Source organism: Fructilactobacillus sp. X2R1C3 (genome assembly GCF_059901425.1).
The window spans coordinates 88,814-115,019 of record NZ_JBWXUW010000005.1; the positions used below are offsets into that span (position 1 = coordinate 88,814).

General features: G+C 41.2%; 24 protein-coding genes. 15 read left to right on the plus strand and 9 right to left on the minus strand.

The features are described from left to right. Window positions 1-117: 117 nt before the first annotated feature. The 3 genes from AC6UDD_RS06330 to AC6UDD_RS06340 all read left to right on the plus strand — a co-directional run bounded on the left by AC6UDD_RS06330 (window position 118) and on the right by AC6UDD_RS06340 (window position 2,914). Window positions 118-774 (plus strand): histidine phosphatase family protein, encoded by a 657-nt coding sequence (locus tag AC6UDD_RS06330; RefSeq protein WP_500695822.1) that lies wholly within the window; start codon window positions 118-120, stop codon window positions 772-774. 17 nt (window positions 775-791) lie between these two features. Further along, the gene (locus AC6UDD_RS06335; RefSeq protein WP_500719780.1) at window positions 792-1,229 is read left to right on the plus strand and encodes a MerR family transcriptional regulator; all 438 of its coding nucleotides are present in this window, start codon (window positions 792-794) and stop codon (window positions 1,227-1,229) included. A 533-nt stretch (window positions 1,230-1,762) separates the two neighbouring features. Beyond that, a complete protein-coding gene (locus AC6UDD_RS06340; protein ID WP_500719782.1) occupies window positions 1,763-2,914 on the plus strand; it encodes an MFS transporter in 1,152 nt (383 codons plus the stop codon). Window positions 2,915-2,964: 50 nt separating this feature from the next. Here the strand turns inward: AC6UDD_RS06340 and AC6UDD_RS06345 are convergent, their stop codons facing one another. Together AC6UDD_RS06345 and AC6UDD_RS06350 are read right to left on the minus strand one after the other, a co-directional pair. Next, entirely contained in the window at window positions 2,965-5,688 is a 2,724-nt protein-coding gene (locus AC6UDD_RS06345) for an MMPL family transporter (RefSeq protein ID WP_500719785.1), read from the minus strand. A gap of 57 nt (window positions 5,689-5,745) precedes the next feature. Next, window positions 5,746-6,669 (minus strand): magnesium transporter CorA family protein, encoded by a 924-nt coding sequence (locus AC6UDD_RS06350; RefSeq protein WP_500719787.1) that lies wholly within the window; start codon window positions 6,667-6,669, stop codon window positions 5,746-5,748. 187 nt (window positions 6,670-6,856) lie between these two features. Here AC6UDD_RS06350 and AC6UDD_RS06355 point away from each other — a divergent pair, with 187 nt between their 5' ends. The 4 genes from AC6UDD_RS06355 (at window position 6,857) to apf (ending at window position 9,542) form a co-directional block, all read left to right on the plus strand. Next, window positions 6,857-7,504: a glycoside hydrolase family 73 protein gene (locus AC6UDD_RS06355; RefSeq protein ID WP_500719789.1), complete on the plus strand. Its 648-nt coding sequence runs from the start codon at window positions 6,857-6,859 to the stop codon at window positions 7,502-7,504. A gap of 29 nt (window positions 7,505-7,533) precedes the next feature. Next, window positions 7,534-8,316 (plus strand): TerC family protein, encoded by a 783-nt coding sequence (locus tag AC6UDD_RS06360; protein ID WP_500719791.1) that lies wholly within the window; start codon window positions 7,534-7,536, stop codon window positions 8,314-8,316. Beyond that, window positions 8,291-8,611 carry a thioredoxin gene (gene trxA, locus AC6UDD_RS06365; protein ID WP_500719794.1) on the plus strand — a complete coding sequence of 107 codons (321 nt, stop codon included), beginning with the start codon at window positions 8,291-8,293 and terminating at the stop codon, window positions 8,609-8,611. The genes AC6UDD_RS06360 and trxA overlap by 26 nt, the downstream gene beginning before the upstream one ends. A gap of 307 nt (window positions 8,612-8,918) precedes the next feature. After that, complete coding sequence (gene apf / locus AC6UDD_RS06370) at window positions 8,919-9,542, plus strand: aggregation-promoting factor (RefSeq protein ID WP_500719796.1); 624 nt, start codon at window positions 8,919-8,921, stop codon at window positions 9,540-9,542. 126 nt (window positions 9,543-9,668) lie between these two features. Here apf and tyrS read toward each other — a convergent pair whose 3' ends face one another. Together tyrS and AC6UDD_RS06380 are read right to left on the minus strand one after the other, a co-directional pair. After that, complete coding sequence (gene tyrS, locus AC6UDD_RS06375) at window positions 9,669-10,922, minus strand: tyrosine--tRNA ligase (protein ID WP_500719798.1); 1,254 nt, start codon at window positions 10,920-10,922, stop codon at window positions 9,669-9,671. A 248-nt stretch (window positions 10,923-11,170) separates the two neighbouring features. Further along, the gene (locus tag AC6UDD_RS06380) at window positions 11,171-11,974 is read right to left on the minus strand and encodes a tyrosine-protein phosphatase (RefSeq protein WP_500719801.1); all 804 of its coding nucleotides are present in this window, start codon (window positions 11,972-11,974) and stop codon (window positions 11,171-11,173) included. A gap of 140 nt (window positions 11,975-12,114) precedes the next feature. Between AC6UDD_RS06380 and AC6UDD_RS06385 the strand changes: the two genes are divergently transcribed. The 3 genes from AC6UDD_RS06385 to rbsU all read left to right on the plus strand — a co-directional run bounded on the left by AC6UDD_RS06385 (window position 12,115) and on the right by rbsU (window position 15,038). After that, window positions 12,115-12,366, plus strand: a complete 252-nt coding sequence (locus AC6UDD_RS06385; RefSeq protein ID WP_010022943.1) for a hypothetical protein — start codon at window positions 12,115-12,117, stop codon at window positions 12,364-12,366. 114 nt (window positions 12,367-12,480) lie between these two features. Next, window positions 12,481-13,998 carry a glycerol kinase GlpK gene (gene glpK / locus AC6UDD_RS06390; protein WP_500719803.1) on the plus strand — a complete coding sequence of 506 codons (1,518 nt, stop codon included), beginning with the start codon at window positions 12,481-12,483 and terminating at the stop codon, window positions 13,996-13,998. 122 nt (window positions 13,999-14,120) lie between these two features. Further along, window positions 14,121-15,038: a ribose/proton symporter RbsU gene (gene rbsU / locus AC6UDD_RS06395; protein WP_500719807.1), complete on the plus strand. Its 918-nt coding sequence runs from the start codon at window positions 14,121-14,123 to the stop codon at window positions 15,036-15,038. A gap of 61 nt (window positions 15,039-15,099) precedes the next feature. Here the strand turns inward: rbsU and AC6UDD_RS06400 are convergent, their stop codons facing one another. After that, on the minus strand, window positions 15,100-15,507 hold the full coding sequence (locus AC6UDD_RS06400) for a hypothetical protein (protein ID WP_500719809.1): 408 nt from the start codon (window positions 15,505-15,507) through the stop codon (window positions 15,100-15,102). Window positions 15,508-15,523: 16 nt separating this feature from the next. After that, entirely contained in the window at window positions 15,524-16,936 is a 1,413-nt protein-coding gene (rlmD, locus tag AC6UDD_RS06405; RefSeq protein WP_500719812.1) for a 23S rRNA (uracil(1939)-C(5))-methyltransferase RlmD, read from the minus strand. 117 nt (window positions 16,937-17,053) lie between these two features. Between rlmD and AC6UDD_RS06410 the strand changes: the two genes are divergently transcribed. The 3 genes from AC6UDD_RS06410 to spxB all read left to right on the plus strand — a co-directional run bounded on the left by AC6UDD_RS06410 (window position 17,054) and on the right by spxB (window position 20,335). Then, window positions 17,054-17,710 carry an ABC transporter ATP-binding protein gene (locus tag AC6UDD_RS06410; RefSeq protein WP_500719816.1) on the plus strand — a complete coding sequence of 219 codons (657 nt, stop codon included), beginning with the start codon at window positions 17,054-17,056 and terminating at the stop codon, window positions 17,708-17,710. Next, window positions 17,703-18,470 carry an ABC transporter permease gene (locus tag AC6UDD_RS06415; RefSeq protein WP_500719821.1) on the plus strand — a complete coding sequence of 256 codons (768 nt, stop codon included), beginning with the start codon at window positions 17,703-17,705 and terminating at the stop codon, window positions 18,468-18,470. The genes AC6UDD_RS06410 and AC6UDD_RS06415 overlap by 8 nt, the downstream gene beginning before the upstream one ends. A gap of 119 nt (window positions 18,471-18,589) precedes the next feature. Further along, entirely contained in the window at window positions 18,590-20,335 is a 1,746-nt protein-coding gene (spxB, locus tag AC6UDD_RS06420; RefSeq protein WP_500719823.1) for a pyruvate oxidase, read from the plus strand. 51 nt (window positions 20,336-20,386) lie between these two features. On the opposite strand, the gene AC6UDD_RS06425 is transcribed toward spxB, so the two are convergent. Further along, window positions 20,387-21,199: a DUF6198 family protein gene (locus tag AC6UDD_RS06425; protein ID WP_500719825.1), complete on the minus strand. Its 813-nt coding sequence runs from the start codon at window positions 21,197-21,199 to the stop codon at window positions 20,387-20,389. Window positions 21,200-21,230: 31 nt separating this feature from the next. Beyond that, a complete protein-coding gene (locus AC6UDD_RS06430; protein WP_500694138.1) occupies window positions 21,231-22,244 on the minus strand; it encodes a zinc-dependent alcohol dehydrogenase family protein in 1,014 nt (337 codons plus the stop codon). A 408-nt stretch (window positions 22,245-22,652) separates the two neighbouring features. Here AC6UDD_RS06430 and AC6UDD_RS06435 point away from each other — a divergent pair, with 408 nt between their 5' ends. Together AC6UDD_RS06435 and AC6UDD_RS06440 are read left to right on the plus strand one after the other, a co-directional pair. Next, window positions 22,653-24,599, plus strand: a complete 1,947-nt coding sequence (locus tag AC6UDD_RS06435) for an ABC transporter ATP-binding protein/permease (RefSeq protein ID WP_500719827.1) — start codon at window positions 22,653-22,655, stop codon at window positions 24,597-24,599. Window positions 24,600-24,739: 140 nt separating this feature from the next. Continuing rightward, window positions 24,740-25,456: a gamma-glutamyl-gamma-aminobutyrate hydrolase family protein gene (locus tag AC6UDD_RS06440; RefSeq protein WP_500719829.1), complete on the plus strand. Its 717-nt coding sequence runs from the start codon at window positions 24,740-24,742 to the stop codon at window positions 25,454-25,456. Window positions 25,457-25,500: 44 nt separating this feature from the next. Here AC6UDD_RS06440 and phoU read toward each other — a convergent pair whose 3' ends face one another. Then, a complete protein-coding gene (gene phoU, locus AC6UDD_RS06445; protein WP_500719831.1) occupies window positions 25,501-26,196 on the minus strand; it encodes a phosphate signaling complex protein PhoU in 696 nt (231 codons plus the stop codon). Window positions 26,197-26,206 lie beyond the last annotated feature (10 nt).

Genomic DNA, 26,206 nt, shown 5'->3' on the forward strand with positions numbered 1-26,206 from the left:
TTTAAGTCCAACCTCTATCTTATCAGATTTATTAAATTTGGGTAGGATTGAGGGGAATCTTAGGGAAAAGTTAAAGCTCACAAGTGATATACTTAGAGTGTGAATGGAGGAGATACAATGGCAAAATTTACCCTATACGTTGTCCGACACGGACAAACTTATTTCAATATTTTTAACAAATTACAAGGCTGGAGTAATTCACCACTAACCGACAAGGGAATTACCGGTGCCAAAAAGACCGCTAAACGTTTATCTAACATCAAATTTGTTCAAGCTTACTGCAGTGATACTACTCGTGCGGAAGATACCGCTAAAATTATTCTAAACGATAATCTAGTTTCCGATATCAATGAGCCTGTCGTATCTCCCAATTTTCGTGAACAATTTTATGGGTATTTTGAAGGATTGAACATGGATGAAGCGTGGTACGAAGCTGGAGCACCTCATGGAGTACCGACTTTTAAAGACATTGTAAACAAATATGATATCAATACAGCTAAGGACTATATGAAAGAAGCCGATCCTTTCCATATGGCTGAAAACGCAGCTGATTACTGGAAACGACTTGATAAAGGATTGGATATGATTACTCACGACGCTAAGGTTCAAGATGGCGACAACGTCCTCTTGATTAGTCACGGGAATACCCTGCTTAGTTTAGTAGAACGTTTTTCTGACGGACAGTATGATATGACAAAACGTCCCGAAAATGGCAGTATTACTAAGATGAGTGTTGACGGTAATCAAATCAAGGTCACTGAATACAATAAGTAGTGGAGGCGAGGCGACAAATGCATGAAGCTAATGACAAGATCATCAATTCATTTAACATGCAGGACTTTATTTTTCGAATTGGTGAAGTTAGTAAAATGACGGGGGTATCACCACGGCAACTCCGATACTGGGAGAAAAAAGGATACGTGAGGAGTACCCGGGTTGAAAAATTAGCGTCACGAGTCTTTGATTTTTCAAATTTTGTACTGATTAAGTTAATGAAAGAATATCTAGATGACGGTTACACCCTGACGTCTGCCTATCAAAAGGCGACGCAGTTTAAATCACGAATTGCTTTTTTGTATTCCTTTTTCAAGCGAGTGGATCATGGTTGTGACGAAGTGAATGGCAAACGAATGGCAGACATGGGATACTTTGATGATGCACACACGAAGCGTCTGTATGGCTACCTTGATGACGACGGGGAAGTTAAGTACCTCGTAAAAGATAACTAAAATTACTCACAAAGACACCAAAACTGATAATTAGTTTTGGCGTTTTTTGACGGAATGACTCATGTACGGTAGCATATTTATTGGCAGTAGAAAAAGTAGAGTGCTAGGAAGGGTCATTTGATAATGGCATTGCTTGAAAAAGTCATTTTGACAATGCTGGGATTGGTATCAATTTTGATACTAGTTGCTGTTTTGTTAGTATTTTAGAATTTAACCCAGTGGGGGAATCGGCAGAGATGCCGATTCCCTTTTTGTTAGGAGCCTTGTTTTTAAGGACCAAAAGTATATACTTTTGGATAATCATTAATTATAGCGGAGGCGTCAACGATGGAAGACAAATTTCAAGAAATTGGCAGTAAGTTTTCAGCACGGCATGTAACGGTATTTATTCAAAGACAGACTGTTTCCCAAATAGTTGTGAAATGAAGTTGAGTCATAATTTCATTCGATTATTTGGGTGAACATTGATCCTGAATCAATCATTGAATTTCCTCAACTTCATCATGAATCGTTAAACTGAAATGAGGGAAATTATGAAAAATATCAGGAAAATGTATACGTACGCATTCTTTTCTAACTTGACCTTTGAGTTAGTAATTTGGATGCTTTACTTGAAACATATGGGATGGTCAGTTGGCCAAATCGCATTATTGCAACTTGTGATCAACGCAACGCAGGTTGTTTGCGAACTACCATCCGGAGTCATTGCAGACAAAATTGGCTACAAAACCACTTTGATTTTGGGTCAGATAATGTGTGTCTTATACGTGGTGACTTTTTTTGTGGCGAGTAATCATTTATTAGTATTTGGCGGGTTCGTTTTGTTTGGAATTGGACTTTCGCTGATTTCGGGAACCGATGAGGCCATCATCTATGAGGCGGATGAAAAACAACACTACCAGAAATTTTGGGGACGATACAACGCCATCATGATTTGTACGGTTGCTTTCAGTAACTTGGTCGGCGGATATTTAGCTGACGTTTCGTGGCCACTGGTCTTTACCGCCTCAATTGTGGCACACGTTCTTTCAATCATGACAGTACTAGTGATTAAACCCCGACCAGTAGTTGATGAATCCGACGCTCCAAATGTCTTAAAGCAATTACGGACCTTCTTGGTAAGTAATAAAAACTACCAGAAGTTAATCTTAGTAGTGGCGATCTCACAGGCTACGGCTTCGATTATGTATCAATACGGATCGTTGTATCTATCACACATTACAAGATTTAGCACCGGCAACATTGCGATGATTCTGGCGATTGTTGATATCATTGGCGCTGTTTTTTCGGCGAACGTCTTTAAAGTAGTTGCTAAATATGGCCGAATGAGGGTGATTTCTTTAAGCATGGCAATGGGCTTATTGATGTCACTACTTTTAGGAATTTCAAATTTCATCGTTGCGTTAATTGCGTTTGTGGTTTTTAGTTCACTTTTTGAAGTGTGGGATACTACGTTAAACGCGGAACTACAGGATACAGTGGTGAAACGATTGCGAGTTACGTTGATGTCTTTTTGCAATCTAATTACGGCTCTTTTAATGGCACTTGAATCATTGTTTATCAGTGCTTTTTCAAAAGTTATTAACATTCAGGTGATTTTTGTATTATTTGGTGTTACGGCAATGCTTGGTTCTTTGATCATTTTGTTTCTTTACTTTAAATCAATTCGTAAAATGAATTTTTAGGGCATAATAAAAGCCATCAGTTTAACTGATGGCTTTTTGCTTATTTATTTTCAGTTTTTGTTTTTATGAAGATGCCAATGATGCAAATCAGAACGGGGCAACGTGATTGCTAGTTTGCCAAGTCCAGTCGTGACAAGTGGCAGGATGACATTAAAGATAATAACCGTGATGATGACGGTCAGTCCGATGAAGTCAAGCGAATGAAGCAAACTAACGAAGAGACCGAAAGTAATGATAATTACGGCAAACATCACGTAACTAATCGTTTTTGTAAATGAACTAATCCCACTGGTCAGCCATCCTAGTAAGTCCGGATTTTGTTTTCGATACGAAATGGCTAAAAAGGTTAATTCAAACATTCCAATTATTGAGAGGGGAACCAGCATGGAAACGTATGCTTCCCAGTTTAATTGACCGTCATTTGCGGCATAGTACATGATAAGTTGGGTGGCCTTAAGTGCGGAGAAGACGCTCATTACGTATGTGATTAACCACCAAAACGGTTGGAGGATGGAACGACTAACGACGATGAGGGAGACGAAAACGATTAAGATAAGCATCATAATTCCAATAATAAAGTCGTGGTCAAAGTTAGTTTGAACGTTGGCGTTTTCAATTGGTTGTCCGGTATAAGCGACTTCAGCGTTTTCCAGACTGGTGTTTTGTAACTGGTTTCTAACGGTGTTTTGCATGTTGTGAACGTTATTTAAGTTAGTGTTGCCAGTGGGCTCATTGTTAAATTCCACTTCGAGCTTGGTGATTTTTTGGTTCTCACTTGCAAAATTATACTTGGTTTGATAAAAGTCGGTGTCATTAATCTGTTGCGGTGAGATGTAGAAGGTATTTCCAGCACTTGACTTCTTGACACCATTTAAGTAACCAGTGACGGGCGTTAACTTATCTTTGCTTTCCTTTAAAGTTCGGTTAACGGACGCAATTTCACCACGAACCTTAGACGCTTGTTCGTTGTATTGCTGGAACGCTTCTTGCGCTTCTAGTCCAGAATTTTGGGCGTCCGAGATTTGGTTACTTAACTGAGTCAAACTTTGACTGGTGGTACTCAACTGATCAGATACTTGCGAGAGATTCTGGCGAAGCTTTTTGGATTTCTGGGCTTGATTAGATGACTGAGCCGTTTCAAGTGGGGTGAATGTGCTGAAATTGTTGGTGTCAGCTTGTTCACTCGTATCACTAATCCGATCAAGTTGTCTGATCAATGAATCGACTGATTTAGTCTGATTCTTAATGTTTTTCTGCTGAAGCGTCTTGTTTGCACCCTTAAGGGTTCTTTGTGAGCCCTTAAGAGAGTTACTAATGCCATTAAGCGTTGAAGTGGTTTTATTCAATTGATCTCGTAAATAGTATTTATCAATTTCATCCCCACCCGGTTGAGTCACGGAATACACCTGCGCAACGTTTTTTTGAGATTGAAGCTTTGTTGTCACCTGGTCAATGGCACTAATGGTGTTGTCATTATTAAAGGGTTGGTTATTTTTGATGTAAATAGTGACCGGAGTTGGTTTTCCTTTATTAAAGTGATTTTGAAGGATGTGTCTACCGACTTCAGCCTGATCGTTAGCAATTAAATTGTTGTTAGTAAGATAGGTTACATTAGAACGATAAAATGCAACCAGTGGAACCGTAATCATTAAGGCAATCAGTAGACCCAGAAGTGGCTTTAAAAGTGAGACATGAGCGAGCTTGCTCCAGAAGCCCTCGTTTGCCAGTTTCAAAGTCTTCTTCTTTGGCCAGAAGAAAGTTGGTCCAAGGAGCTGCATGAACATTGGGGTCACGGTCATCACGGCGAATAGAGTTATTAGTACGACAACGGCGACGCTGCCAATGGCTCGAACCGAGCTAAACTTGAGCAGGTAAAGGGAACCAAAGGCTAATGACGTAATTACCGCGGTTGCCCCAAGTGGATATGTAAGACTTTTAGTGGCTGTTTTACTGGGGTCATTGCTTTCGTTTTTGAGTGCCAATTCAAAACGTCGATACAAAAAGAAACTAGCAAGGGTACCAAATAAAGTTACTACCAAGCCAGTTACTAAAGGAATATATGGCGAATACGGGAGACTAAGTCGAGTTGACATTAAAGCTGTTGCACTTAATGAGACCAGGTAAGCGATGATCATGGTGATAAAGGTAAAGACCGGTGCTAACAGTGATCTAAATGCAATGGCAATGAAGACTAAGGAAAGGATGAAGATTGCAATGGTCACAATGTTAGTGACGCTTAAAATCTTCTCATTGTTATCTTGATTAATTAATTGCGGACCGGTGACGTACGTCTTCAGTCCATTATTAACGTTGAATTGTTTTTGAAGCGTGTTAGCAAAACTTGCACTTGTAGCATTGCTTTTTGGAACATGAATATTCACGATCTCGGTTGATTGATCGTTAGAGATAAACTTCGAGGCACCATTCGGACTCGTATGAGCGGTGGTGATCCGACTAATGCCGTTGTCTCCGTTACTTTTCTGAATCTTACCAACCCGATTGTAAATGTCCTTTTGTTCAGAATTGGTAATTTTACCCTTGTTGGCGTGGTAAACGATGTTCATACTGGTGGTTCCGTCTAAACCCTCGCCCCATTGGTTCTGTAAATTCTGTGCTTTATACATCTGGGACTTTGAGTTCATTTCCGGGTTGCCAGCCTGCATCACAACCTGACTCAGGTTGGGGAGACTGACAATTGCCATAAAAATGACAACTAGCCAAATAATTAAAGAAAAAATCCTATTTTCGTGTAACGTCCTTATAAAATGTTTCATCGAAGAAAATTCCTTTCATTTTATTTCACTACCCCCTCATGCTCATTTTATATTAAATTAGTTCTTAAAGAAATGGTTTGCGCGTAAAAACAGCAACACAATGATGATAAAAATGATCGTGATGATAATGGTTATAATCCACGCTGATGGTTTATCCATAAATGGAAGTTTTACGTTTTCACCATAGAACCCAAATACGATGTTTGGAACACTTAGAATTAACGAAAAAACGGTCAAAAATTTAATCGTGTTGTTCAGGTCACTATCAAGGAGGTTCGAATAAGCACTTGCCACTTGCTGGGTCGCGGCGTTCGCCATCTCTGCCATCGAAAGTCCCTGTTGAAGTTCGATACTGATATCTTCAACGGCAGCTTTCTGATCCTCTGTGAGGTCCCTTGTAAAACGCCGCTTGAAGTCGTTAATCATGTCGTTGTTTGATCCAAGTGACGTTAGGAAATACACCAGGTCGGTCTGAAGATTAAGCAGGTGGTTAATAGCGCTTTTGTTGGCCTTACCACGTAAATTACGCTGAATGTTAGTTCTGACACTGTTGATTTGGTTAATATAATCAAAGTATTGGACGGATAGTTGGTATAACGTTTTATTAATTACGTCAATTGGTTGTAATTCTGCGAGTTGTTTTGAACTGGCTTTCTTTATAATGGAAGAAATGAGTTCGTTAACGAAGTTAGTTTTATCGGCTGTGAACGTGAATAACATGTTGCCGTGAGTTATGATTCCAATTGGTTCAGCAGAAACATCCCCGTTAAAACGAGTTGGTTCGGCCACATCAAAAATGAAGAGGAGGACTCCCTCTTCATCGTAATATTCAACCCGAGGTCGTTCGTGACGATCCAGTGCATAATAGAGCATTTCGTTGTTTAAGTGGTATTCTGTTTTTAAAATTTCCTTATCGGCTGGACGGCAATCGATGGTTTTAATCCAGTTAATATTTTGGTTGATTTTTTCAATTTTAATCAATGCAAAACTACTCCCGTTACTATATTGTCAGATGTCTTCATACTACACTAAATGGTTAAGTTAGTCGATTTTAGTGGGCATTTCTTCCATTATAATGCGTAATTGGAAATGAGTAAGAAACTTTTTTAAGTAATCATAAATACTCAACAAAAAATAGTTGGCTAAGGTATAATAACCACATAGGGAGATGTTGTCCGTGAAACACAGTAAAAAGAAAAACGTGTGGATTGCAATTGTGATTGGAGTAGTTGTCGTCTTACTACTCGTGTTCGCTGCATTTAAGATTAGACACATGTTGATTAACCATTCATATCAAGTTCGTCAGGAACAAATGAATAACGCCACCAAGAAACGTGATAAAGAGATCGAAACTCAGCACAAAGAGTTTATTCAAAAGATTGGTGACCCAGCCGTTAAGATTTACGAGAAAAAGCAACAAGTTTTGCCAAGTATCGTGATCGGACAGGCCATTCTCGAGTCGAATTGGGGTCAATCCGAACTCTATAAGAAAGCTAATAATCCGTTTGGAATCAAGGGAACGTACAATGGTCAGTCAATCTCGTACGATACAACCGAGTACGTTAATAACAAGAAAACGACCGAAGTGGGTCAGTTTAGAAAATACCCATCGGTTGCTGATGCCATCGAGGATCATAACGAGACTTTAAATACCAAATTTTTAAAGAAAACGGGCATCACGAGTTTTAGACAAGAAGCCAACTTGTTGCAAAAGAATGGTTACGCCACCGATCCTGATTACGCTAATAAGCTAATCGGTGTCATCGTGAACCATCAATTAATGAAATACGACGTTAAAGCAATTAACAATTACTAATTACAACTAATTAATGGAGGAGTCTTTGATTGTTCGACCTACTTGCTAAATTATATGGTCCGTTTTTTGATCTACACAACTGGGAAACCGTCATAACGTCTGGAAATGACTGGTTGATTATTTTCTCATTGGTAGTGATTGAATGTCTTTTATCCGTTGATAATGCGGTCGTTCTTGCGGCCCAGACTCAGGTTCTTTCTACCAAAAAGTGGCAGGAAGAATCTTTATTTTACGGAATGTGGGGAGCTTACATCTTCCGCTTCTTGATCATCGGGGTTGGAGTATACCTCATTAAATTTTGGATCATTAAGGTCTTAGGTGCCGCTTATTTATTTTATCTGGCGTTTAGTTTCTTCTATAATATGCACAAGAATAAGCATAAAAAGAGCCGAACTCATCAGGTTAAACCAAATAAGAAGAACCACACCCGCAAGTACTTCTGGTGGGTGGTAGTTCAGATTGAATTCATGGACATTATTTTTTCAATTGACTCGGTGCTAGCGTCGTTAGCCATTTCACCTAATCCGGTGATCGTCTTAATTGGTGGAATGATTGGGATTTTAGCGATGCGTGGGGTAGCTGAAGTCATTATGATGTTGATGAAAAAGATTCCGGAATTACAGCCGATGGCTTACTTCTTGATTATTATCATTGCGTTGAAACTCTTCTTGTCGATTCCAATGATTGACATCGAAATTCCAGCGGGATGGTTTGGAATCTTGGTGATTGTCACGCTGGTGGCTACTTTAGTTATCCATGTGATTAACGTGAAGAGGGGGAAAGACTATGGCAGTGGATCTAAATCAGAATAATTTTGACTCAGAAATTGCGGGACCAATGACCGTGGTTGACTTCTGGGCACCATGGTGTGGCCCGTGTAAAATGATGGACCCGGTGATTTTAGAACTGGAATGTGAGTATCAAGGGCGGATCAAGTTTTTAAGGCTTAACGTCGATGATAATCATGAGATTGCCAGAAAGTACCGGGTTATGAGTATTCCGACCCTAGTATTATTTCGTAACGGAAAGGGCGTTGAGAAGGTTACCGGGGTTTATCCTAAGAGTAAATTAGAGCACTATTTTAATCGAAAATTAGCGGAAAAATGATGAAATTAAGTAAAGTCTTATGCTTTTAATAACTTTTTTTATGGCAGAAGGCTTTTTCTTTTGCTAAAAAATGGCGTTGTGAAGTGTTGATCAATCCTTGAAAACGGGCATTATTGCGAGTTTTGTTACATTGACGTTACAACGTGACAAAATAATCTGTTTTTTTAACATTGCTGTTTTTGCCATGTAAATATCAGTATTTAGAATGTGAAATTGTTGTTTGAGTATATTTCAGTTTTAAGAAAACGGAAGTAGCAAAAATTTATAGGAGTGATTTATCATTTTATTAAAATCTAGAAACGTAAAGGTGCTTTTAGCATCTATTTTCACAGTAACCGGTGTGTTAATGACTGCAGGCTTCAACGCCAACGCTGCCACTAACACTAATCAAATTACCGTTAAGAGCGGTGACACAGTCTCAAAAATCGCAAAGCAACACAACACTAGTGTCAACAGCATTGTTAAGGTTAACCACCTTAAGAATGTCAACATGATTCACGTCGGAGAAAAGTTAACATTACCTACTAACGCAAGCAACATGACTTACCAAAGCAACAATACTCAAACACAACCATCTGCTCAGGTAAGTAGCAATGCTTCATACACTGCTGCACCACAGCAAAACGCACAACCTGCTCAAACACAACAAGCAACAACTACAACCACTACTCAACCTGCTGCAAGCAGTAACAATAATGCAAGCAATGCCGGTGATAACTCTGGGTTAGCATCAATTGCACAAGTTGAATCTGGTAACTCATACAGTGCTCGAAATGGTCAGTACATTGGTAAATACCAATTGTCTTCATCATATCTAAATGGTGATTACTCTCCAGCTAACCAAGAACGTGTTGCACGTCAATACGCAATTTCACGTTATGGTTCAATCGCTGCCGCTGCTCAATTCAGAGCATCACACAACTACTGGTAAGATTTAATTTCAAGTTAACGATTACTCAAACGAAAAACAAGATGCAAAAGGGGACGAAGAATAATTCTTCGTCCCTTTTTTGAATCCAAAAAATCTCAGTACCATGTTTATGATACTGGGATTTATTTATTTTACCTTAGCTAAGAAGTAACGTTTCTTACCGCGTCTTATGATGATAAACTTTCCGTCAAATTGAACTTGAGGGTTAATTTCAGTATTGACGTCGGTAACCTTTGCTCCATTAATGGTAATGGCACCTTTATTAACGTCTTCTCTAGCCTGACGTTTGGATTTATCTGCTCCAACCGCAATGATTAGGTTGATTACGTTTACGGGATCGGAACTAATTTCGGATGTAGGGACACTGTTAAATGCCTGACTGACTTCTTTTACTGACAGGTCTTGAACGTTCCCCTTAAAAAGAATTTTTGAGATGTTTTCGGCCTGCTTAACGGCGTCTTCACCGTGTACAAATTTTGTGACCTCACGTGCTAATGTCTTCTGAGCTTCTCGTTTCCAAGGCTCATCTTTGACTTTTTGGGATAATTCATCAATTTGATCCTTAGGTAAAAAGGTGAAGTATTTGAGGTACTTGATGACGTCAGCATCGTTTTGGTTTAGCCAGAACTGATAGAATTCGTACGGTGAGGTCTTTTCGGGGTCGAGCCAAACGGCACCACCAGCGGTCTTCCCAAACTTGGTTCCGTCTGATTTAAGCATTAATGGGATGGTCAATCCGTATACCTCAGCGTCTTGACCCTCAACGCGATGAATGAGGTCAATTCCGGCCGTGATGTTGCCCCATTGGTCACCACCACCAATCTGGAGTTGAACGTCATGGTCACGGTAAAGAGTGAGAAAGTCCAGTGCCTGTAGGATTTGGTAGGTGAATTCTGTAAATGAGATGCCCTTTTCTAGGCGGCTGGCCACCACTTCCTTTGATAACATGGTGTTCACGTTGAAGAGCTTTCCGTAGTCACGGAGAAAATCAAGCAGCGACATGTTAGACGTCCAGTCGTAGTTATTAACGATGTGAATGTTACTGTCACTGCCAAAGAGGTGCTTCATCTGCTTCGTTAGGGCGTCGACGTTGTGTTTGACCATCTGTTTGGTCTGAAGGGGACGCTCGGTGTTTCGACCACTTGGGTCACCGATGGAACCAGTGGCTCCACCAATTAAAATGTAGGGATGAAAACCCGTCCGTGAAAAGCGTTCCATGATCATAAACGGAATTAGGTGACCAATGTGCATACTGTCACCAGTTGGATCGACCCCACAGTATAGGGAAATCTTTTTCTCGTTGGTTAATTTCTCTAGTCCCTTTTCGTCAGTTGTTTGATTAATGGCACCTCGCCACTTTAAATCTTCAATGATGTTCATCGTTATTTTCCTCCTATGTTGATAAATAAAAAGCGTCCTAGTAGTGATTGACTACTGGGACGCTTGTGCGCGGTACCACCCACGTTCAGATACAGAAGTACCTGCACTTATCTAATGTGTAATTTTAGGTAGTTCATCTAATATCCTGTGTGGCTTGCACCAACCGCCACTTCTCTTACCGCTTAAATATTAGACTACTTTTGATAAACTTATCGTATCATTACCGAGCTGAATTAACAATATGCAAATTATTCAAGGTAAATTTGACGTAATTGATGAATGTCGGAATCGGTCAAACCAATTCCCTCATGAAGAAACTGGTTCATTCCACCGTATAATTGGTTGATTTCATCCATTGCGGCATTGAAGAAGTCTAATGAGACACTATAAAGGGATCTTAGACTCTTTAGTGCTGCATCGTTATATCCTTCTTCTTTGGCCTGCTCTAATCGAGCATCAATCACTGGTTTTGCCACCTGGTTGGTTAACAGGTAATCTTCTTCGATGGTTTTACGATCGACCCCAAGGGCAGAAAGAATCATGGTCGCCGACATTCCGGTTCGGTCTTTTCCAGCTGTACAGTGAAAAAGCACGGACTGGTTGTCCTGCTTGTTTTCTAGTAGAATATCAAATAGTTTTTTAAAGGCTAGTCGACAGTGTTCCGTTTTAATCATGCTTCTATAGACTTGTTCCATATGATCATGACCATAACTAGGGTGATTGCACAGGATTTTCTTCATTTCAGCTGGACTCTTTGAATTATCGGTTGCGTCTTCCTTAAAGACCGGGTCAAAAATGTAGTCGATCGCAGAAGTTTCCACTTGATCGGCCAGCATGTCGACTTCGGGTTGACTTCTAAGATCAACGTCAAAGCGAACCCCATAATGCTCAAGGGTTTTTAGATCATTTTCACTGAGCTCGCCTAAGTGTCCCGCACGTAGTAACTTGTGCCACTTGGTGGTTTTACCATCGGCGGCTTGGTATCCACCTAACTCACGAAAATTTTCACCAGTTGGAATGGCTAGAACTCTTTTATTTTCCATGTTTTCCATGTAACCCACCTTTCAATGTCAGTGTAATATAATTATATCATGAAGCCCGTGTTCCACATGATTTTTTGAGATATGATTTTACAAATATTAGAAAATAGAATAAGCTTAGCGTATGAAGATTATTAAGGAGAGTATGGATTATGGCAATGACTGAAAGACAAATGATTCAAGAAATCTTAAACACGGTTGACGTTGGTTATGATTTTGAAAACGTTGATGAAGATAACAAGCAATACACGTTACTGATTAAGCGTCAAGATAACGATGTCCGTGATTTAAACGAAATTAATGCTGAAATCAAGGAATACTTTAAAGATGCTGATTTTTCTTATGACGAACAGGTTGAGCCAAAAGATATTGATGCTGACATTCGGGTTGAAGTTAAGCGTTAATTAACGGTGCCATAAAAGAGAAAGTAGATTTTATTCTACTTTCTCTTTTATTTTTAAGTAGTGAGATGAATGGAATCGTGCTAACATGAGTATCAAAAATACGATGAAACGGAGATGAATAAGTTGGCTGACGATAAAGATTACGTCTTAGCGATTGACCAAGGATCGACCAGTACGAGGGCGATTATCTATGATCATAGTGGCAGAAAAGTCATTGAAAGTTACAAGGAAGTTCCTCAGATTATCAATAGTGACGGATGGGTCGAACAGGATCCAAACGAGATTTGGAACTCCGTGCTGTCTGCCATTGCGAGTGCCTTGATTGACGCCTCCATTCACCCTGAAAACATTGCCTCAGTGGGAATTACCAATCAGCGTGAGACCACGGTGGTGTGGGATAAAGTGACCGGCAAACCCATTTACAATGCCATTGGTTGGCTTTCAAAACAAACTAATTCAATTGCTGAAGACCTAAAGAACGGTGGGTACGAGGACTTAATTCATAAAAAGACGGGCCTCGTCATTGACTCGTACTTCTCTGCCACCAAGGTAAGGTGGATTTTAGACCACGTGAATGGGTCACAGAAGCGGGCTTATGACGGTGAATTGTTGTTTGGAACCATTGATACATGGCTCGTCTGGAAGCTGTCTGGTGGGAAGTATCACATTACCGATTATACGAACGCCAGTCGAACGATGATGTTTAACATCAATGATTTAAAGTGGGACGACGACATCTTGAAGATTCTAAACATTCCCAAGGTCATGCTTCCGACCGTTCATGCTTCTGATGAAGTCTACGGAACAACCGAAAACTACCAGTTTTATGGTGTTAGTGTCCCAATTGCTGGAATTGCTGGTGATCAGCAGGCGGCGTTGATTGGACAAATGGGCTTTTCAAAAGGAATGGTTGAAAACACCTATGGTGATGGTGCCTTCATTATGATGAACACGGGAAATCAACCCCAATTTTCAGACGAAAATCTGTTAACGACCATCGCGTACGGCATCAATGGTGAAGTCACGTACGCTTTAGAGGGTTCGATCTTTGTTGCCGGGAGTGCTTTGACGTGGCTTCGAGACCAGATGAAGATTATTACCAGTGTTCCTGAGTCCAGACAGGCGGCCAAACGATCGACCGACCACAATGAAATCTATGTGGTTCCAGCTTTTAATGGGTTGGGAGCTCCTTATTGGGATCAGGACGTGAGAGGAGCCGTCTTCGGCATTACCCGTGGGACTAACAGTGACGACTTTGTAAAAGCCACTCTTCAGTCGATTGCATACGGAACTAAGGATATTGTCAACACGATGGAGTCCGATACCAACCTTGATATCCTTCAGATTAGAGCTGATGGGGGAGCCAGTCGCAATAGTTACTTAATGCAGTTTCAATCTGACATTTTGAATATCCCGGTTCAACGAGCTAGCGATGAAGAAACGACCGGATTTGGGGCTGCCATCTTGAGTGGACTAGCAACCGGATTCTGGAAAGATTTAGATGAAGTTCAGTCCATTTATGAAGAAGGAAAGATTTTCACTCCTTCAATGAAAGCGGCTGAACGAGATAAATTGTATCAGGGATGGAAGCGAGCGGTTAAGGCCACACAAGCTTTTAAACCCATTAATTAAAACTTGCTTGAGCAAGTTTTTAAATTTTTCTTAATGAAAACGTTTTCTTTTTATTTTTGACGTGTTATAATTAATTTCGTAAATAAGGGTTACAAAAGTATTTTGAAAAGAAGGTATGGGATATGAGTTTTGAAGCAATATTAATTGGATTAATTCCAGTGATTGGTTGGGGGCTATTTCCAACCATTTCATCAAAAATTGGTGGTAAACCAACTAACCAAATCTTTGGTGCCACGGTTGGTACATTGATTTTTGCGATTGTGGTCTTATTATTCACACAAGCTGGCTTCCCAATGGGCTGGAACTTAGTCTACGGAATCTTGTCTGGTATGGGTTGGGGCTTCGGTCAAATCATGGCCTTTAAAGGTTACTCTTTGATCGGTTCATCAAGAGTTATGCCAATCACGACCGCATTTCAGTTGATCGTAACTGCTTTGTGGGGTGCATTTGCATTAAGTAGTTGGCCTGGCATTGGTCACAAGATCATCGGAATCCTTGCTTTGATCGTTATCATTATCGGTGCTACGCTTACAACTTGGAGCCAAAACAAAGAAAACGTTGATAAAGGTGCTTTGAAGAAAGCCGTTATCTTACAGTTAATCGGTGTTATTGGTTACTGGTTATACTCAGCTGCACCACAAGTTGATAACTTGACTTGGGCAAAGGGCTTCTTGCCACAAACTGCTCCAATGAGCGGAATGCAAGCATTCTTGCCACAAGCAATGGGAATGGTTCTGATGGCTGTTATCTACGGTTTGATGAACATGAAGAGTGAAAACGTCTTCTCCGAAGCTGTTTCATACAAACAGATTATTGCTGGTTTCTTCTTTGCAATTGCCGCATTCTCATACTTGATTGCTGCACAACCAGGCATGTTAGGTCTTTCAACTGGATTCGTTCTATCACAGGTATCAGTAGTTGTTGCTACCTTGACCGGTGTTTACTTCTTACACCAGAAGAAGACTCCAAAGGAAATGGTTGCTACTTTGATCGGTTTAGCTTTGATCATCGCAGCTGCTGCCGTTACCGTTATGCTATAAAATCATTAATCTCAAACTAAAAACACTTCACATTACGTGAAGTGTTTTTTTGTGCTCCTGATTATTTATAGTAATGACTTCGTTTTAAAAGTTCATCTGAACGTTTGTCAATGGGAACAAATCCCTTATTTTGGAGGTGTCTGAAAAACATCATGTTGTACACGAAACTCCATGCTAGGGGCATAATTGCGAAGATCTCATAAGCAGAGGTTGCGATGTTTAATCCAGTTAGGATAGTCAGTGCCATCGCTAGGATAAAGTCGACCCCTAACATACAAAGGGTATTATAGAAATCACCACGAAAAACAGAAGGCCAGATTCCAAAAACTAGCGTAGTGAATGAGAAGCCTACCTTTTGGACTTTGACTTCTTGGGTTTCTTTATTTTGCACGACAGCGTAGTTAGGTGGCAGAAACATGTTGTTCATGCCATTATTCCCACTATTATTGCCGGTATCGAATGGATTCATTGACAATTGGACCTTTCTAAGACTTTAAAGTAAATTTGACGACGACTTCGACGTGCGGAGTCTGTGGCATCATATCAATTGGTTGCAGGTAGTCCACGTTATAAGACTTCGTTAATTGAACTAGGTTCTGAGCGAGTGTTGATGGATTACATGAAACGTACACAAATTTTTGTGGTTTAGCGGTTAAAATGGCGTCAATTAAGTGTTGATCAAGGCCAACCCGTGGTGGGTCAACCACTAGCGCCGTGGGCTTAAACCCCTCGTTAATCCACTGCGGCATCAAATCCTCGGCACTGCCAAAGTAGTAAGTGGCGTTATCAATATGATTGATTGCTGCATTATGATTGGCGTCGATGATGGCTTCTTTAATGGTGTCCATTCCTCTAACCTCAGAAACTTGGTTTGCTAACGAAAGACCGATGGTTCCCACTCCCGAATATGCATCAATCAGACGATCATCGGAGTCAAGATTGAGGGCTTTTCCGGCTAAATCGTAAAGTTTTGGTGTCATGATGCTGTTGAGTTGGAGGAAAGCTCTTGGAGACAGTTCAAACGATAACCCGTTGATTTTTTCGGTAATACTGTCATTGCCAGCTAGGTGAACCGTTTTTTCTCCCCAAATCAAGGGTGAGTCACCGGGATTAATGTTTTGCATGACGGAGGTGACCTCTGGAAGGCGGTCGCTAATCATGTCTAAAAGTTGATTTTTCTTAATTAGTTTAGGCGTGTTAGTGATGAAAACCACCTGGACGTCGTTAGTGTTGAGGGCGGCTCGGACCACCAGCGTCTTTAAAATACCAGAATGATTGGACTCAACAAACGTTGGGATATTTAGCTCTTGAACCATATCAACTAAGGCATTCATGACTTTCATTGTCACCGGGTATTGAACGGAGCAGGTCTCCATGTCGACCACTTCGTGAGTTCCTTCCTTATATAGTCCGGCGATGATTTTCCCGTTTGCTTCAGTTCGAACTTGAAACTGAGCCTTGTTCCGGTACTCGTATGGATTATCCATCCCGATGGTTTCTTTTACGTCGTAGTGATCGTAAGCTCTCGGGTGATATCTTCTAAGGGATTGTTTAACTAAATCACGCTTGAATTCCAGTTGTTTCGGGTAGGCGAGGTCTTCTAGTTCAAAACCCCCAACTTCTCCAGCATATGGGTCACGCGGTTGAACCCGAAAGGGACTTTCCTTATCAATCTGAACTAATTTTCCGCGTAGGTATTTGGGTTTAATCTCGGTTACATCAGCTTGAACTAATTCACCAACTAGCGCACCGGGAATAAAGATTAGTTTACGGTGAAAATAACCAATTCCCTCACCATTAATTCCGAGACGCTTGATGGTGACTGTAACTCGTTGGTGGAGTTCTACCGAAACATTTGACGATTTTTTTGAACCGTTTCTAACTCTTTTATAACTCATTAGAACTCCTTTTTTCTTCATAACAACGTCTACGCCATTATAGCAGACTCATATATGATACAAAAGTGTTGTATAATCATACTGTTAATTTGTTAAGAAGAAAAGAGAGGTATCAAAATGGCAGTATTAGAAACTAAAAACCTATGCTACGACGCTGATGGACGTGAGATTATCAAGGATATCAGCTGGAGCGTTGATGCCGGAGAGATCGTTACGATCACTGGACCATCAGGAAGCGGTAAGACGACTTTTGTGAGACTTTTGGCAGATCTTCTGACTCCCAGTTCGGGTGAAGTACTTTTTGAAGGCCAAAACGTCGCTGATTTAAATCCAATTGAGTATCGAAGAAAGGTATCATACGCCGTTCAGCAGCCCACCTTGTTTGGAAATACGGTCAAGGATAATCTGGAGTTCCCATATCAGATTCGAAATAAGCCGTTTGATAAAGAGCATGCGTTAAAGGCACTTCAAACCGTCGACCTAGGTGATAGTGATTTAGATCGGACGGTCGATAATCTTTCTGGTGGAGAACGCCAACGGGTCGCATTAATTCGCAACATCATGTTTGTGCCCGACGTTCTCGTTTTAGATGAGGTTACCACTGGCTTGGACGAAAACACCAAGGAAAGTGTGCATAAGATGATTAACTACATTAATCAAAAGGATCACACCACGGTCATCATGATTACTCATGATCAAGGTGAGATTGACCATGCCACCGAGTTAGTCACAATTGTTAACGGACGACTAGTTAAAGGAGATAAAGATGCCTAATTTAATTGTTTCAAATCAAGCCCTCGCACTAACTGGACTGCTGGTCTTAATCGCGTTATTTGTTGGATGGAAAGAAAAGCTGGGTATTGATAAGTCAATCGTCATTGCCACCATCCGTTGTGTGGTTCAGTTATTCGTGGTTGGGTACGTTTTACGATTCGTTTTTCGGATGAATAACGTCTTTTTAACCCTGATTTTAATCTTAATTATTTTGTTTAACGCGGCTTATAACGCCAAGGGACGTAGTGACGGCATGGAACACGCCTTACCCATTTCCATCATTGCGTTAGGGAGTAGCACGATTGTAGTCATTTTTGTACTAGTCTTTGCGGGAGCAATCAAGTTTATCCCGTCTCAAGTGGTGCCAATTACCGGAATGGTTGCCAGTAACTCAATGGTTGCCCTGGGGCTTTGTTACCGCAGCATGAACTCCATGTTTAAAGACCGGAGACAGCAGATTATTGAGAAATTAGCTCTGGGAGCCGACGTGAAAACGTCCTGTTCTGACATTGTGCGTGACAGCATTAAGACTGGGATGCAACCCACGATTGATACGGCGATGACCGTGGGACTAGTTAGTCTACCCGGGATGATGGCCGGTCTAATCTTTGCTGGAGTTGATCCCGTTAAGGCCATTAAGTATCAGATCATGGTAACTTTCATGTTACTTGGGATTACAGCCGTTAGTTCAATCATCGCGTGTTACATGGGTTATCATAGTTTTTACACTAAAAATGATCAGCTTAGAAATATGAATTAATAAGTAGAGAGACTCTGATTAAGAGTCTTTTTTATTGCTTCTGATAGGATAAATGGATTGAGTGGTTTATAATTCAATTGGGTCAACAGTTAAATTGGAAAAACGAAAAGAGGGATTCTATGAGTAAAATGACAGCAAGTAGAGCACTGGTGAAAGTGCTTGAGAGTTGGGATGTCGACCATTTGTATGGCATCACAGCTGGCTCTTTGAATAACTTATTGAATGCACTAGATGAGGAAAAAAAGAACATTAAATATATTCAGGTTAGACACGAAGAGGTCGGTTCTTTGGCCGCTTCTGCTGACCATAAATATACCGGTAAGATTGGGGTTGCCTTTGGTTCGGCGGGTCCTGGTGCGACTCACATGTTCAATGGTTTATACGATGCCAAAGAGGACAATACGCCAATGTTAGCCCTCGTTGGGCAAGTTCCTCAACCGATGATGAACACGCGGTTCTTTCAGGAGATGGATGAACTGCCGATGTTTGCTGACGTTTCGGTTTATAACCGTCAGGCATCAACCGCTGATCAGATACCGAAGATTATTGACGAGGCCATTCGAACGGCTTATCAAAAGAAGGGTCCAGCGGTCGTCATCCTACCTAATGATTTACTTGGAACTGAGATTGACTATGAACCAACTAAGACGGCCAACGTTTCAAGTAGCATTAAAACGGTTCACCCTAAACAGGCTGACGTTGATGAAGCCATCAAGATGATTAAGGAAGCAAAGCATCCCGTTCTTTGGTACGGAAGAGGTGCCAAGGGTGCTAGAGATGAGATTGTAAAAGTTTCCGACCAGTTCAGCATGCCGGTCTTGTCCACAGCGCCAGCAACCGGGATTATGCCCAACGACAACCTGAGTTACATGGGTGCTCGTGGTCGGCTTGGAACGAAACCCGGATTCGAAGTTTCGCAAGCAGCCGATCTGATTATTATGCTTGGAAACGACTTTCCATTTGCGAGATTCATGCCGAAAGATAAGAAAATCATTCAGGTTAATAATAATCTAGCTGATTTGGGTCGTCAGTATCAGGCTAACCTGACAATTCACGGTGATGCCAAGGAATTCTTGGAAATGTTGATTAATTCAGGGGTTAAGCTCCCCAAGAATGATTTTCTTAAGGCCGCTCGAATTGATCGTGAAAATTGGTTGAAGTGGCTTGATAGCATCGCGACTGACTACGACGAGGGTCTTAGAGCCGAGACGGTCTTAAAGGCTGTTGCCGACCACTCTAAGTCGGATGCGGTTTATGGTCTGGACGTTGGAAACAACACCATGCACTCCATTCGTCAACTTCCGTTTAATCAGCAACAAAAGTTCGCTATGTCACCGTGGTTTGGAACGATGGGATTTGGTCTACCAGCTTCCATTGCTGCCAAGCTATCATATCCAAAGCGGCAGGTTTGGTCAATTTCAGGTGATGGTGGTTTTGCGATGGTCATGCAGGACGTGATTACGCAGGCCAAGTACAACTTGCCAATTATCAATGTCGTTTTGTCAAACGAACGATTTGGTTACATTGAACACGAAGACGTTCAATCTGGTATTAGTGATTATGGTGTTGACCTCTATCAAGCCGATTTTGCCCAAGTTGCTGAAGGATTGGGTGGACATGGCTTTAAAGTCTCTGGTCAAGATGAGCTTAATAGTGTTATGGTCGAGATTGACCGGATGCTGGACGAAGGTAACACGAAGCCAATTGTGATTGACGCTAAGATTAAAGCGTTTGATCCAATTGATACGAGTTTTGTTCCCCTTGATCCAGAACACTTTGACCAAAAGACGATTGATGATTACAAGAAACGTTATAACGTTTATGGTCAACCAGCCTTGAGTGAGATTTTAAAAAGTTTGAAATAGTTGTTTAAATAAAAATAACCGATCTCATTTGAGATCGGTTATTTATTTTGCCTATTTTTTCTTTGTTGTTTCGTCTTCGTCAATATCAGTGGCAACCGTTGATTCATCACCAACATCTAAAGCTTGGTGTTTTAAATGAGGGAAGATGAATTTGTCGGCTAATCCGGTGATTCCACCTTGGAATAGGAACGCAAAGATCGTTCCAACTCCTAGGTTGGTAAATTGACGGGTCATTGCAAAGGCAACAACTGCCATGACGGTCGGTGGGATATATGAAGCCCACATGGCTTTTCCAGCAGCACCATTGAAGTACTTAAAACGCAGGATCTGCATCAAATCATCAGCAGGGTGCAAGACTAAGTTGACTCGTTGGTAGATTGAGATGGCAGTCGCAATCAATGCCACCCCGAAAAAGTTCAAGAGGACATAGAAAACGACCATCATCCAACCCTTGGCTTCTGGAAAACCAGAGAAGAATGATACTTTTCCAATTAACGGAAGCGAACCATCCATGAAGAAATCATCAAAGACCTGGATGAGTGCTGAGAACGGAACCATGAAGATCACGTTCCCGATGGCACGTCCCCAGTCCCAGTGTCCGACTAAGAAGGCGTTTAAAATGGTAATGGCAACTCCCAAGATTAGAAATGCCCAGAATAAGTTCCAGTGAAATGCATTTCCAAGGTTGGTTTCAGCTGCGGTCCAGTATGCTGAACCTAGAAAAGATGGATGAATCTTAGCAGTTGTTACTAGAGTCAAAACATTTCCAGCAGAGTTAATTATTAATGAAAGGATAAAGAACATAATTGAAGCTGTCATGGAAATGGTACGTTTGGCTTTTCTATTAGCAGTTTTCTTCGCCATAGTTTCCCTCCACGATCAGATTTTGGTTCAATTATTTAAGATTACCATTAACTTTAACAATTGACTTGCCTTGAACCTTATCAGTGCCGGCTAATACACCAGGTACTTGTTCTAAAGTAAGGATGTTGTGTTGGAAAGGTGTAACCTTAACGGAACCATCTGAAAGTAAAGCAATTGAATCTTCGAAACTGTGGGGGTTAATCATTGAACCCTTGATGGTTAATTGCTTCTTGAAGATTTCGTAAGTGTTCATGTTAAATGTTTGACCTGGTGCACCAACACCAAACATCATAACTTGAGCGCCAGGATTAGTTGCTTCAACAGCTTGTTCTTGGGTTTCAGGTTTTCCAACACATTCGATTACCATGTCGTACTTGTCAGTGATCTTTTCCTTAGTAGTGTTGATAACTTTGTTTAAGTTAAGTTCTTTCTTTTCCCAAGCAAGGTTTTCATCATGTCTACCAGTCATGTCAATGTTCTGGATTCCGTAAATTCTAAGTAGTTGTGCAAACAACTTAGCCATGTATCCATCACCAATGATTAAAGCGTGTTGGTAAGGGGTAATGTTTTCGGTAATCTTCATCGTGTGAACGGCACATGAAAGTGGTTCCATTGAGCATGCAGTTTGAAGTGATAGTTCATCAGGAATGTGGTAAACAACCTTTTCTGGGGCAGTGAAGTAGTCTTCAAGACCACCATCTCTAGTTACACCAACGGCTGATAAGTTTTCACATAATTCGTAGCGGCCGGTGTGACAGTAGAAACATTTGTCACAGTAGATGTTAGGGTCAACAACAACCCGGTCACCCTTCTTGAAGTCCTTAACGTTCTTTCCAACTGCTGAAACAACTCCAGAGTTTTCGTGACCTAACACGATTGGAGGAGTAGCATCGGCTGAACCTGGGAGACCATTGTACAAAGCATGGTCGGTACCACAGATACCAGCGTAGGCAGTTTCAACTAAGACTTCGTCGTCTTTAGGGGTTGGGACATCTCTGTCTTCAATCTCCATGTGTTGCTTAGCTGTCATAACTAAAGCTTTCATTTTTGACATAAGATAACTTCCTTTCGAAAAGTTGATGAATTAATATCGTTACAATCTGAACATACTAAATTGAAAAGAGGAAATGTAAGTTCCCCACCCAACAATATTAGATATGTTTACAAGTAATAATGTAAACCGTTTGAAAGCTGTTTGCAAGCGCATCTAGGCATCTGAAGTGGATCCAGTAAAAATTGAACAAAGCGGGAATTTGATAAGTGAAATAGATAACGGCATTAGAGTGGGAATTAAGCAATTAATTTTGAATGTGGTTATGAAAAAAGTACGAAAATATTTCACAAAATTATTTTTTTAATTTTCTTTTAAGGACGGCTTTACTTTCAGGTTAAAATTTACTTTTGGTTAAATTAGTTTAAAATGGACACTACTAAAAAAGAAGGAGAGAACCAAATGGCTTATTTAGAACTAAGAAACATCAAGAAATCCTATCATGTTGATAATCAGGATTTTCATGTTTTAAACGGGATCAGTCTCAACTTCGATCGTGGGGAATTTGTTTCCATCCTTGGAGAATCTGGTGGTGGAAAGACGACCCTGATGAATATTATCGCTGGACTAGACAGTGATTATTCCGGTGACGTTTTAATTGACGGAAAATCGTTAAAAAAAGATACCAGTAAACAGCTTGATGAGTACCGGCGCAGCACGATTGGTTTTATCTTTCAAAACTTTAACCTCGTGAATCATCTGACCATTAAAGAGAACGTGATGGTCTCACTAGAAATGACGACGTTAACGCATAAACAACAAGAAGCACGGGCTACTGAGCTTTTAAAGAAGGTTGGTTTGTATGACCACCGCAACAAGTACCCTAATCAACTCTCAGGCGGCCAAATGCAGCGGGTTTCAATTGCTCGAGCGCTCGCGTCTGACCCGGATATCATCATTGCGGATGAGCCAACTGGGGCCTTGGATGCGCAAAATACCGATGACATCTTAGAACTAATGAACGAAATTGCTGAAGATGGGAAGCTGGTCATCGCTGTCACCCATTCCCAGGTGGTCGCTAATTATGGAACGAGGATCGTTCATTTAGCCGATGGGAAGATTGATGAAGATAAGATTTTAAAGCCCGCTTACCCGGTTAATAAAACGCAGGCAGACTTTCAGGCGCGTCCTGCCAAGATTTCTTCCATCTTTACGATGGCCTTTGAACACTTTCGTTATAACCTAAAGCGCAACCTGTTAATTATTTTTGGAGCGGCCATTGGCATCTTTTCGGTCATTTTCATGTTAGGGCTTGGCAATGGGGTCAAGGGATACATCAACCATGAAATTTATTCAGAGGTTAATCCTACTACCATTCAAGTCAGTCGAAAGCAGAAGCAGGGAGAGGATCCGAACCCCAAAAATTCACTTCTAACCAACCAAGATAACCAACAATTACAGGACCTAAAGAATGTCAAAAGTTCAACGTTGGGTAAATTTTTAGCTGGTGGTCAGTTTAAGGCGGCCGATAAAACTGCGTCCGTCCAGTACATTCAGACGTACTATCAGGGAGCGGTTTTAAAGAAGAATATTAAGTCCGGAGCGGTTCCCACTAAAGATAATCAGGTGTTAATTAATAAGAAGACGGCCCAAAGCTTTAACAAAAAGAAGCCATACGACATGACAGGCCAAAAAATTAAGTTGTTTGCGAATGCTCCTGATGATAACGGTCAACCGCACGTCCTATCAAAAGAAGTTACCGTAAGTGGGGTAACTAGTGACGTGAATCCAATGGCACTAATTAGTTCCAACACGATGAAGTCAATGTTTAGTGAGGCTAAAATGAAGTACGAACCGAATTTTGCCGCGGTGAACATCGCTGGTGGGGTTCCAAACGTTCAACCCGTTCAAGATAAGATTAAGGCGTTGAAGGGGTCCAATAAACAAGCTAAGTACCAAATTACTGGTGCGGGTGCGATTGTATCAACACTGAACACTTACATTAACGTCGCTGTTTGGGTTCTAGCAGGAATTGCGGCAATCTCGCTCCTTGTGTCAGCAATCATGATCATCGTGGTGCTTTACATTAGTGTTGCTGAACGAACCAAGGAGATTGGAATTCTAAGGGCACTCGGATTTACCAAGGGCAACATTCGAAACCTATTCTTCTCCGAGGCCTTTATTCTGGGAGTCTTCTCGTCGATCTTTGCGGTTATCATCGCATACCTGGCCGAATGGGGTGCGGATGTAATTTCAAATGGAGCGATTAAATACGCAATTGTTCAAATTTCACCGGCCAATGCCATAATTGGTGCGCTAGTATTTATTATTATTTGCTTACTGGCAGCACTTGCACCAGCAGCCAAGGCCGCTAAGTTAGATCCAATTGTGAGTCTGAGTTCCGAATAAAGGTTAAAAAATTAATTAAGCTATTGCAATTATAGGGAAGTTGGACCAAACTAACTTCTAAACCAAATAAGAGCTATCTCGTTAATTCGGGATGGCTCTTATTCATTAGGAATTACTAAATTGTAATGGAGGGGTTCATTTTGAGAATTGGAATTGCGGCAAACGTTAACCGGATTAAGACGCCTAACTATAACCTTGATTACGCCAATTATACCGCTCAAGTTTTTATTGATTTACTGCAAAGACATGGCATCCTGCCTGTTATTATTCCCATGGCTGAGCTTGACATGATTTCCGAATACGTTGACTTAGTTGACGGCTTAATTATTCCTGGTGGTCAAGATGTTCAACCGGAATTATTCCACGAAAAATCAGTCGAACCAGACGGTGCCCACTATCGACCCCATGATGAGTGGGAAATGGGACTGATTAAAGAAATGGTGCGCCGGAGAAAACCACTTTTAGGAATCTGTCGGGGGCTTCAAGTCTTAAACGTAGCTTTTGGTGGGAGTCTTTATCAAGATATCCCCACTGATTTACCCGAATCAAACGTGCAACACGTGAAGCACGACGACCCGAAGCATAATTTTCATGAGGTGCAAGTGGAACCCAAAAGCCAGTTGGTCCATTCCGTTGGCAACCATCCGGTGGTGAACTCAATTCATCACCAGGCCCTAAAAAGGGTCGGAGATAGTCTGACCGTCACGGCCCAATCTCCCGATGGCGTCATCGAAGCAGTTGAAAATGAGGACGCTAGTATCATGGGAATCCAGTGGCATCCAGAATTATTGTGGCAAAACGATCCAAAAGAGGAACGGTTGTTTCTCGACTTCTTTGAGCGAATCAGTAACCAATAAATAGCGAAAACCACCTTGATAGAAATATCAGGGTGGTTTCTTTGTTACTTGTTGTTTTCAAAGTATTCTTCATCGTGATTGGTGCTGTGACTTAGTTCGACCATCTTGCCGGTTTGATTGTAAACGAGCCACTCGGCGAGGTTCACGACGTGGTCACCAATCCGCTCGAGTAATCGGATCACCATTAAGTAGCTTAGGGCTGCTTGCGCCGTTTTACTGTTCTTTTTCAGTGATTCGGTCACTAATTTTCTAGTGGAATGGTAATACTTGTCAATTGATTCATCCTGGTCAGCAATTTCCTTTGCTTCAGAGGCATTTCCCTCAAAGAAAGCTTCGAGCACCTGTTCTAACATTGAACGGACCTGCTCGGTCATTTCGCTGATGACTTTTTCAACCGCTGAGATTCGTTCGTGTCCCTTGGCGTTAATGGTTTCTCTCGCAATCGTATTGGCGTGGTCACCGATTCGTTCAATATCGGTACTGGCCTTTAGGATGCTGATAATCTGGCGAAAGTCACTGGCAACTGGTTGCTGGAGTGCAATCAGTTGTAAAGACTGTTTCTCTAAATCCATTTCTTCGTTGTTGATTTTGGGGTCCTCGGCGACGATCTTGCGTGCCAGATCTTTATCATGATCAATGAAAGATTTGGTGGCCTGATAGATTTGTTCACTACTATCAAATCCCATTTCCATGAAGTGTCCCTTAAGTTTCTTTAATTCATCATCAAATAATGCTCCCATAGTCATTCTC

What these genes read in the sequence shown, in the direction of transcription:
- AC6UDD_RS06330 (WP_500695822.1), top strand. Translation starts at nt 118, where the DNA reads ATGGCAAAATTTACCCTATACGTTGTCCGACACGGACAAACTTATTTC.
- AC6UDD_RS06335 (WP_500719780.1), top strand. Translation starts at nt 792, where the DNA reads ATGCATGAAGCTAATGACAAGATCATCAATTCATTTAACATGCAGGAC.
- AC6UDD_RS06340 (WP_500719782.1), top strand. Translation starts at nt 1,763, where the DNA reads ATGAAAAATATCAGGAAAATGTATACGTACGCATTCTTTTCTAACTTG.
- AC6UDD_RS06345 (WP_500719785.1), bottom strand. Translation starts at nt 5,688, where the DNA reads ATGAAACATTTTATAAGGACGTTACACGAAAATAGGATTTTTTCTTTA.
- AC6UDD_RS06355 (WP_500719789.1), top strand. Translation starts at nt 6,857, where the DNA reads ATGTTGTCCGTGAAACACAGTAAAAAGAAAAACGTGTGGATTGCAATT.
- trxA (WP_500719794.1), top strand. Translation starts at nt 8,291, where the DNA reads ATGGCAGTGGATCTAAATCAGAATAATTTTGACTCAGAAATTGCGGGA.
- tyrS (WP_500719798.1), bottom strand. Translation starts at nt 10,922, where the DNA reads ATGAACATCATTGAAGATTTAAAGTGGCGAGGTGCCATTAATCAAACA.
- AC6UDD_RS06380 (WP_500719801.1), bottom strand. Translation starts at nt 11,974, where the DNA reads ATGGAAAACATGGAAAATAAAAGAGTTCTAGCCATTCCAACTGGTGAA.
- AC6UDD_RS06385 (WP_010022943.1), top strand. Translation starts at nt 12,115, where the DNA reads ATGGCAATGACTGAAAGACAAATGATTCAAGAAATCTTAAACACGGTT.
- glpK (WP_500719803.1), top strand. Translation starts at nt 12,481, where the DNA reads ATGAATAAGTTGGCTGACGATAAAGATTACGTCTTAGCGATTGACCAA.
- rbsU (WP_500719807.1), top strand. Translation starts at nt 14,121, where the DNA reads ATGAGTTTTGAAGCAATATTAATTGGATTAATTCCAGTGATTGGTTGG.
- AC6UDD_RS06400 (WP_500719809.1), bottom strand. Translation starts at nt 15,507, where the DNA reads ATGAATCCATTCGATACCGGCAATAATAGTGGGAATAATGGCATGAAC.
- rlmD (WP_500719812.1), bottom strand. Translation starts at nt 16,936, where the DNA reads ATGAGTTATAAAAGAGTTAGAAACGGTTCAAAAAAATCGTCAAATGTT.
- AC6UDD_RS06410 (WP_500719816.1), top strand. Translation starts at nt 17,054, where the DNA reads ATGGCAGTATTAGAAACTAAAAACCTATGCTACGACGCTGATGGACGT.
- AC6UDD_RS06415 (WP_500719821.1), top strand. Translation starts at nt 17,703, where the DNA reads ATGCCTAATTTAATTGTTTCAAATCAAGCCCTCGCACTAACTGGACTG.
- spxB (WP_500719823.1), top strand. Translation starts at nt 18,590, where the DNA reads ATGAGTAAAATGACAGCAAGTAGAGCACTGGTGAAAGTGCTTGAGAGT.
- AC6UDD_RS06425 (WP_500719825.1), bottom strand. Translation starts at nt 21,199, where the DNA reads ATGGCGAAGAAAACTGCTAATAGAAAAGCCAAACGTACCATTTCCATG.
- AC6UDD_RS06430 (WP_500694138.1), bottom strand. Translation starts at nt 22,244, where the DNA reads ATGAAAGCTTTAGTTATGACAGCTAAGCAACACATGGAGATTGAAGAC.
- AC6UDD_RS06435 (WP_500719827.1), top strand. Translation starts at nt 22,653, where the DNA reads ATGGCTTATTTAGAACTAAGAAACATCAAGAAATCCTATCATGTTGAT.
- phoU (WP_500719831.1), bottom strand. Translation starts at nt 26,196, where the DNA reads ATGGGAGCATTATTTGATGATGAATTAAAGAAACTTAAGGGACACTTC.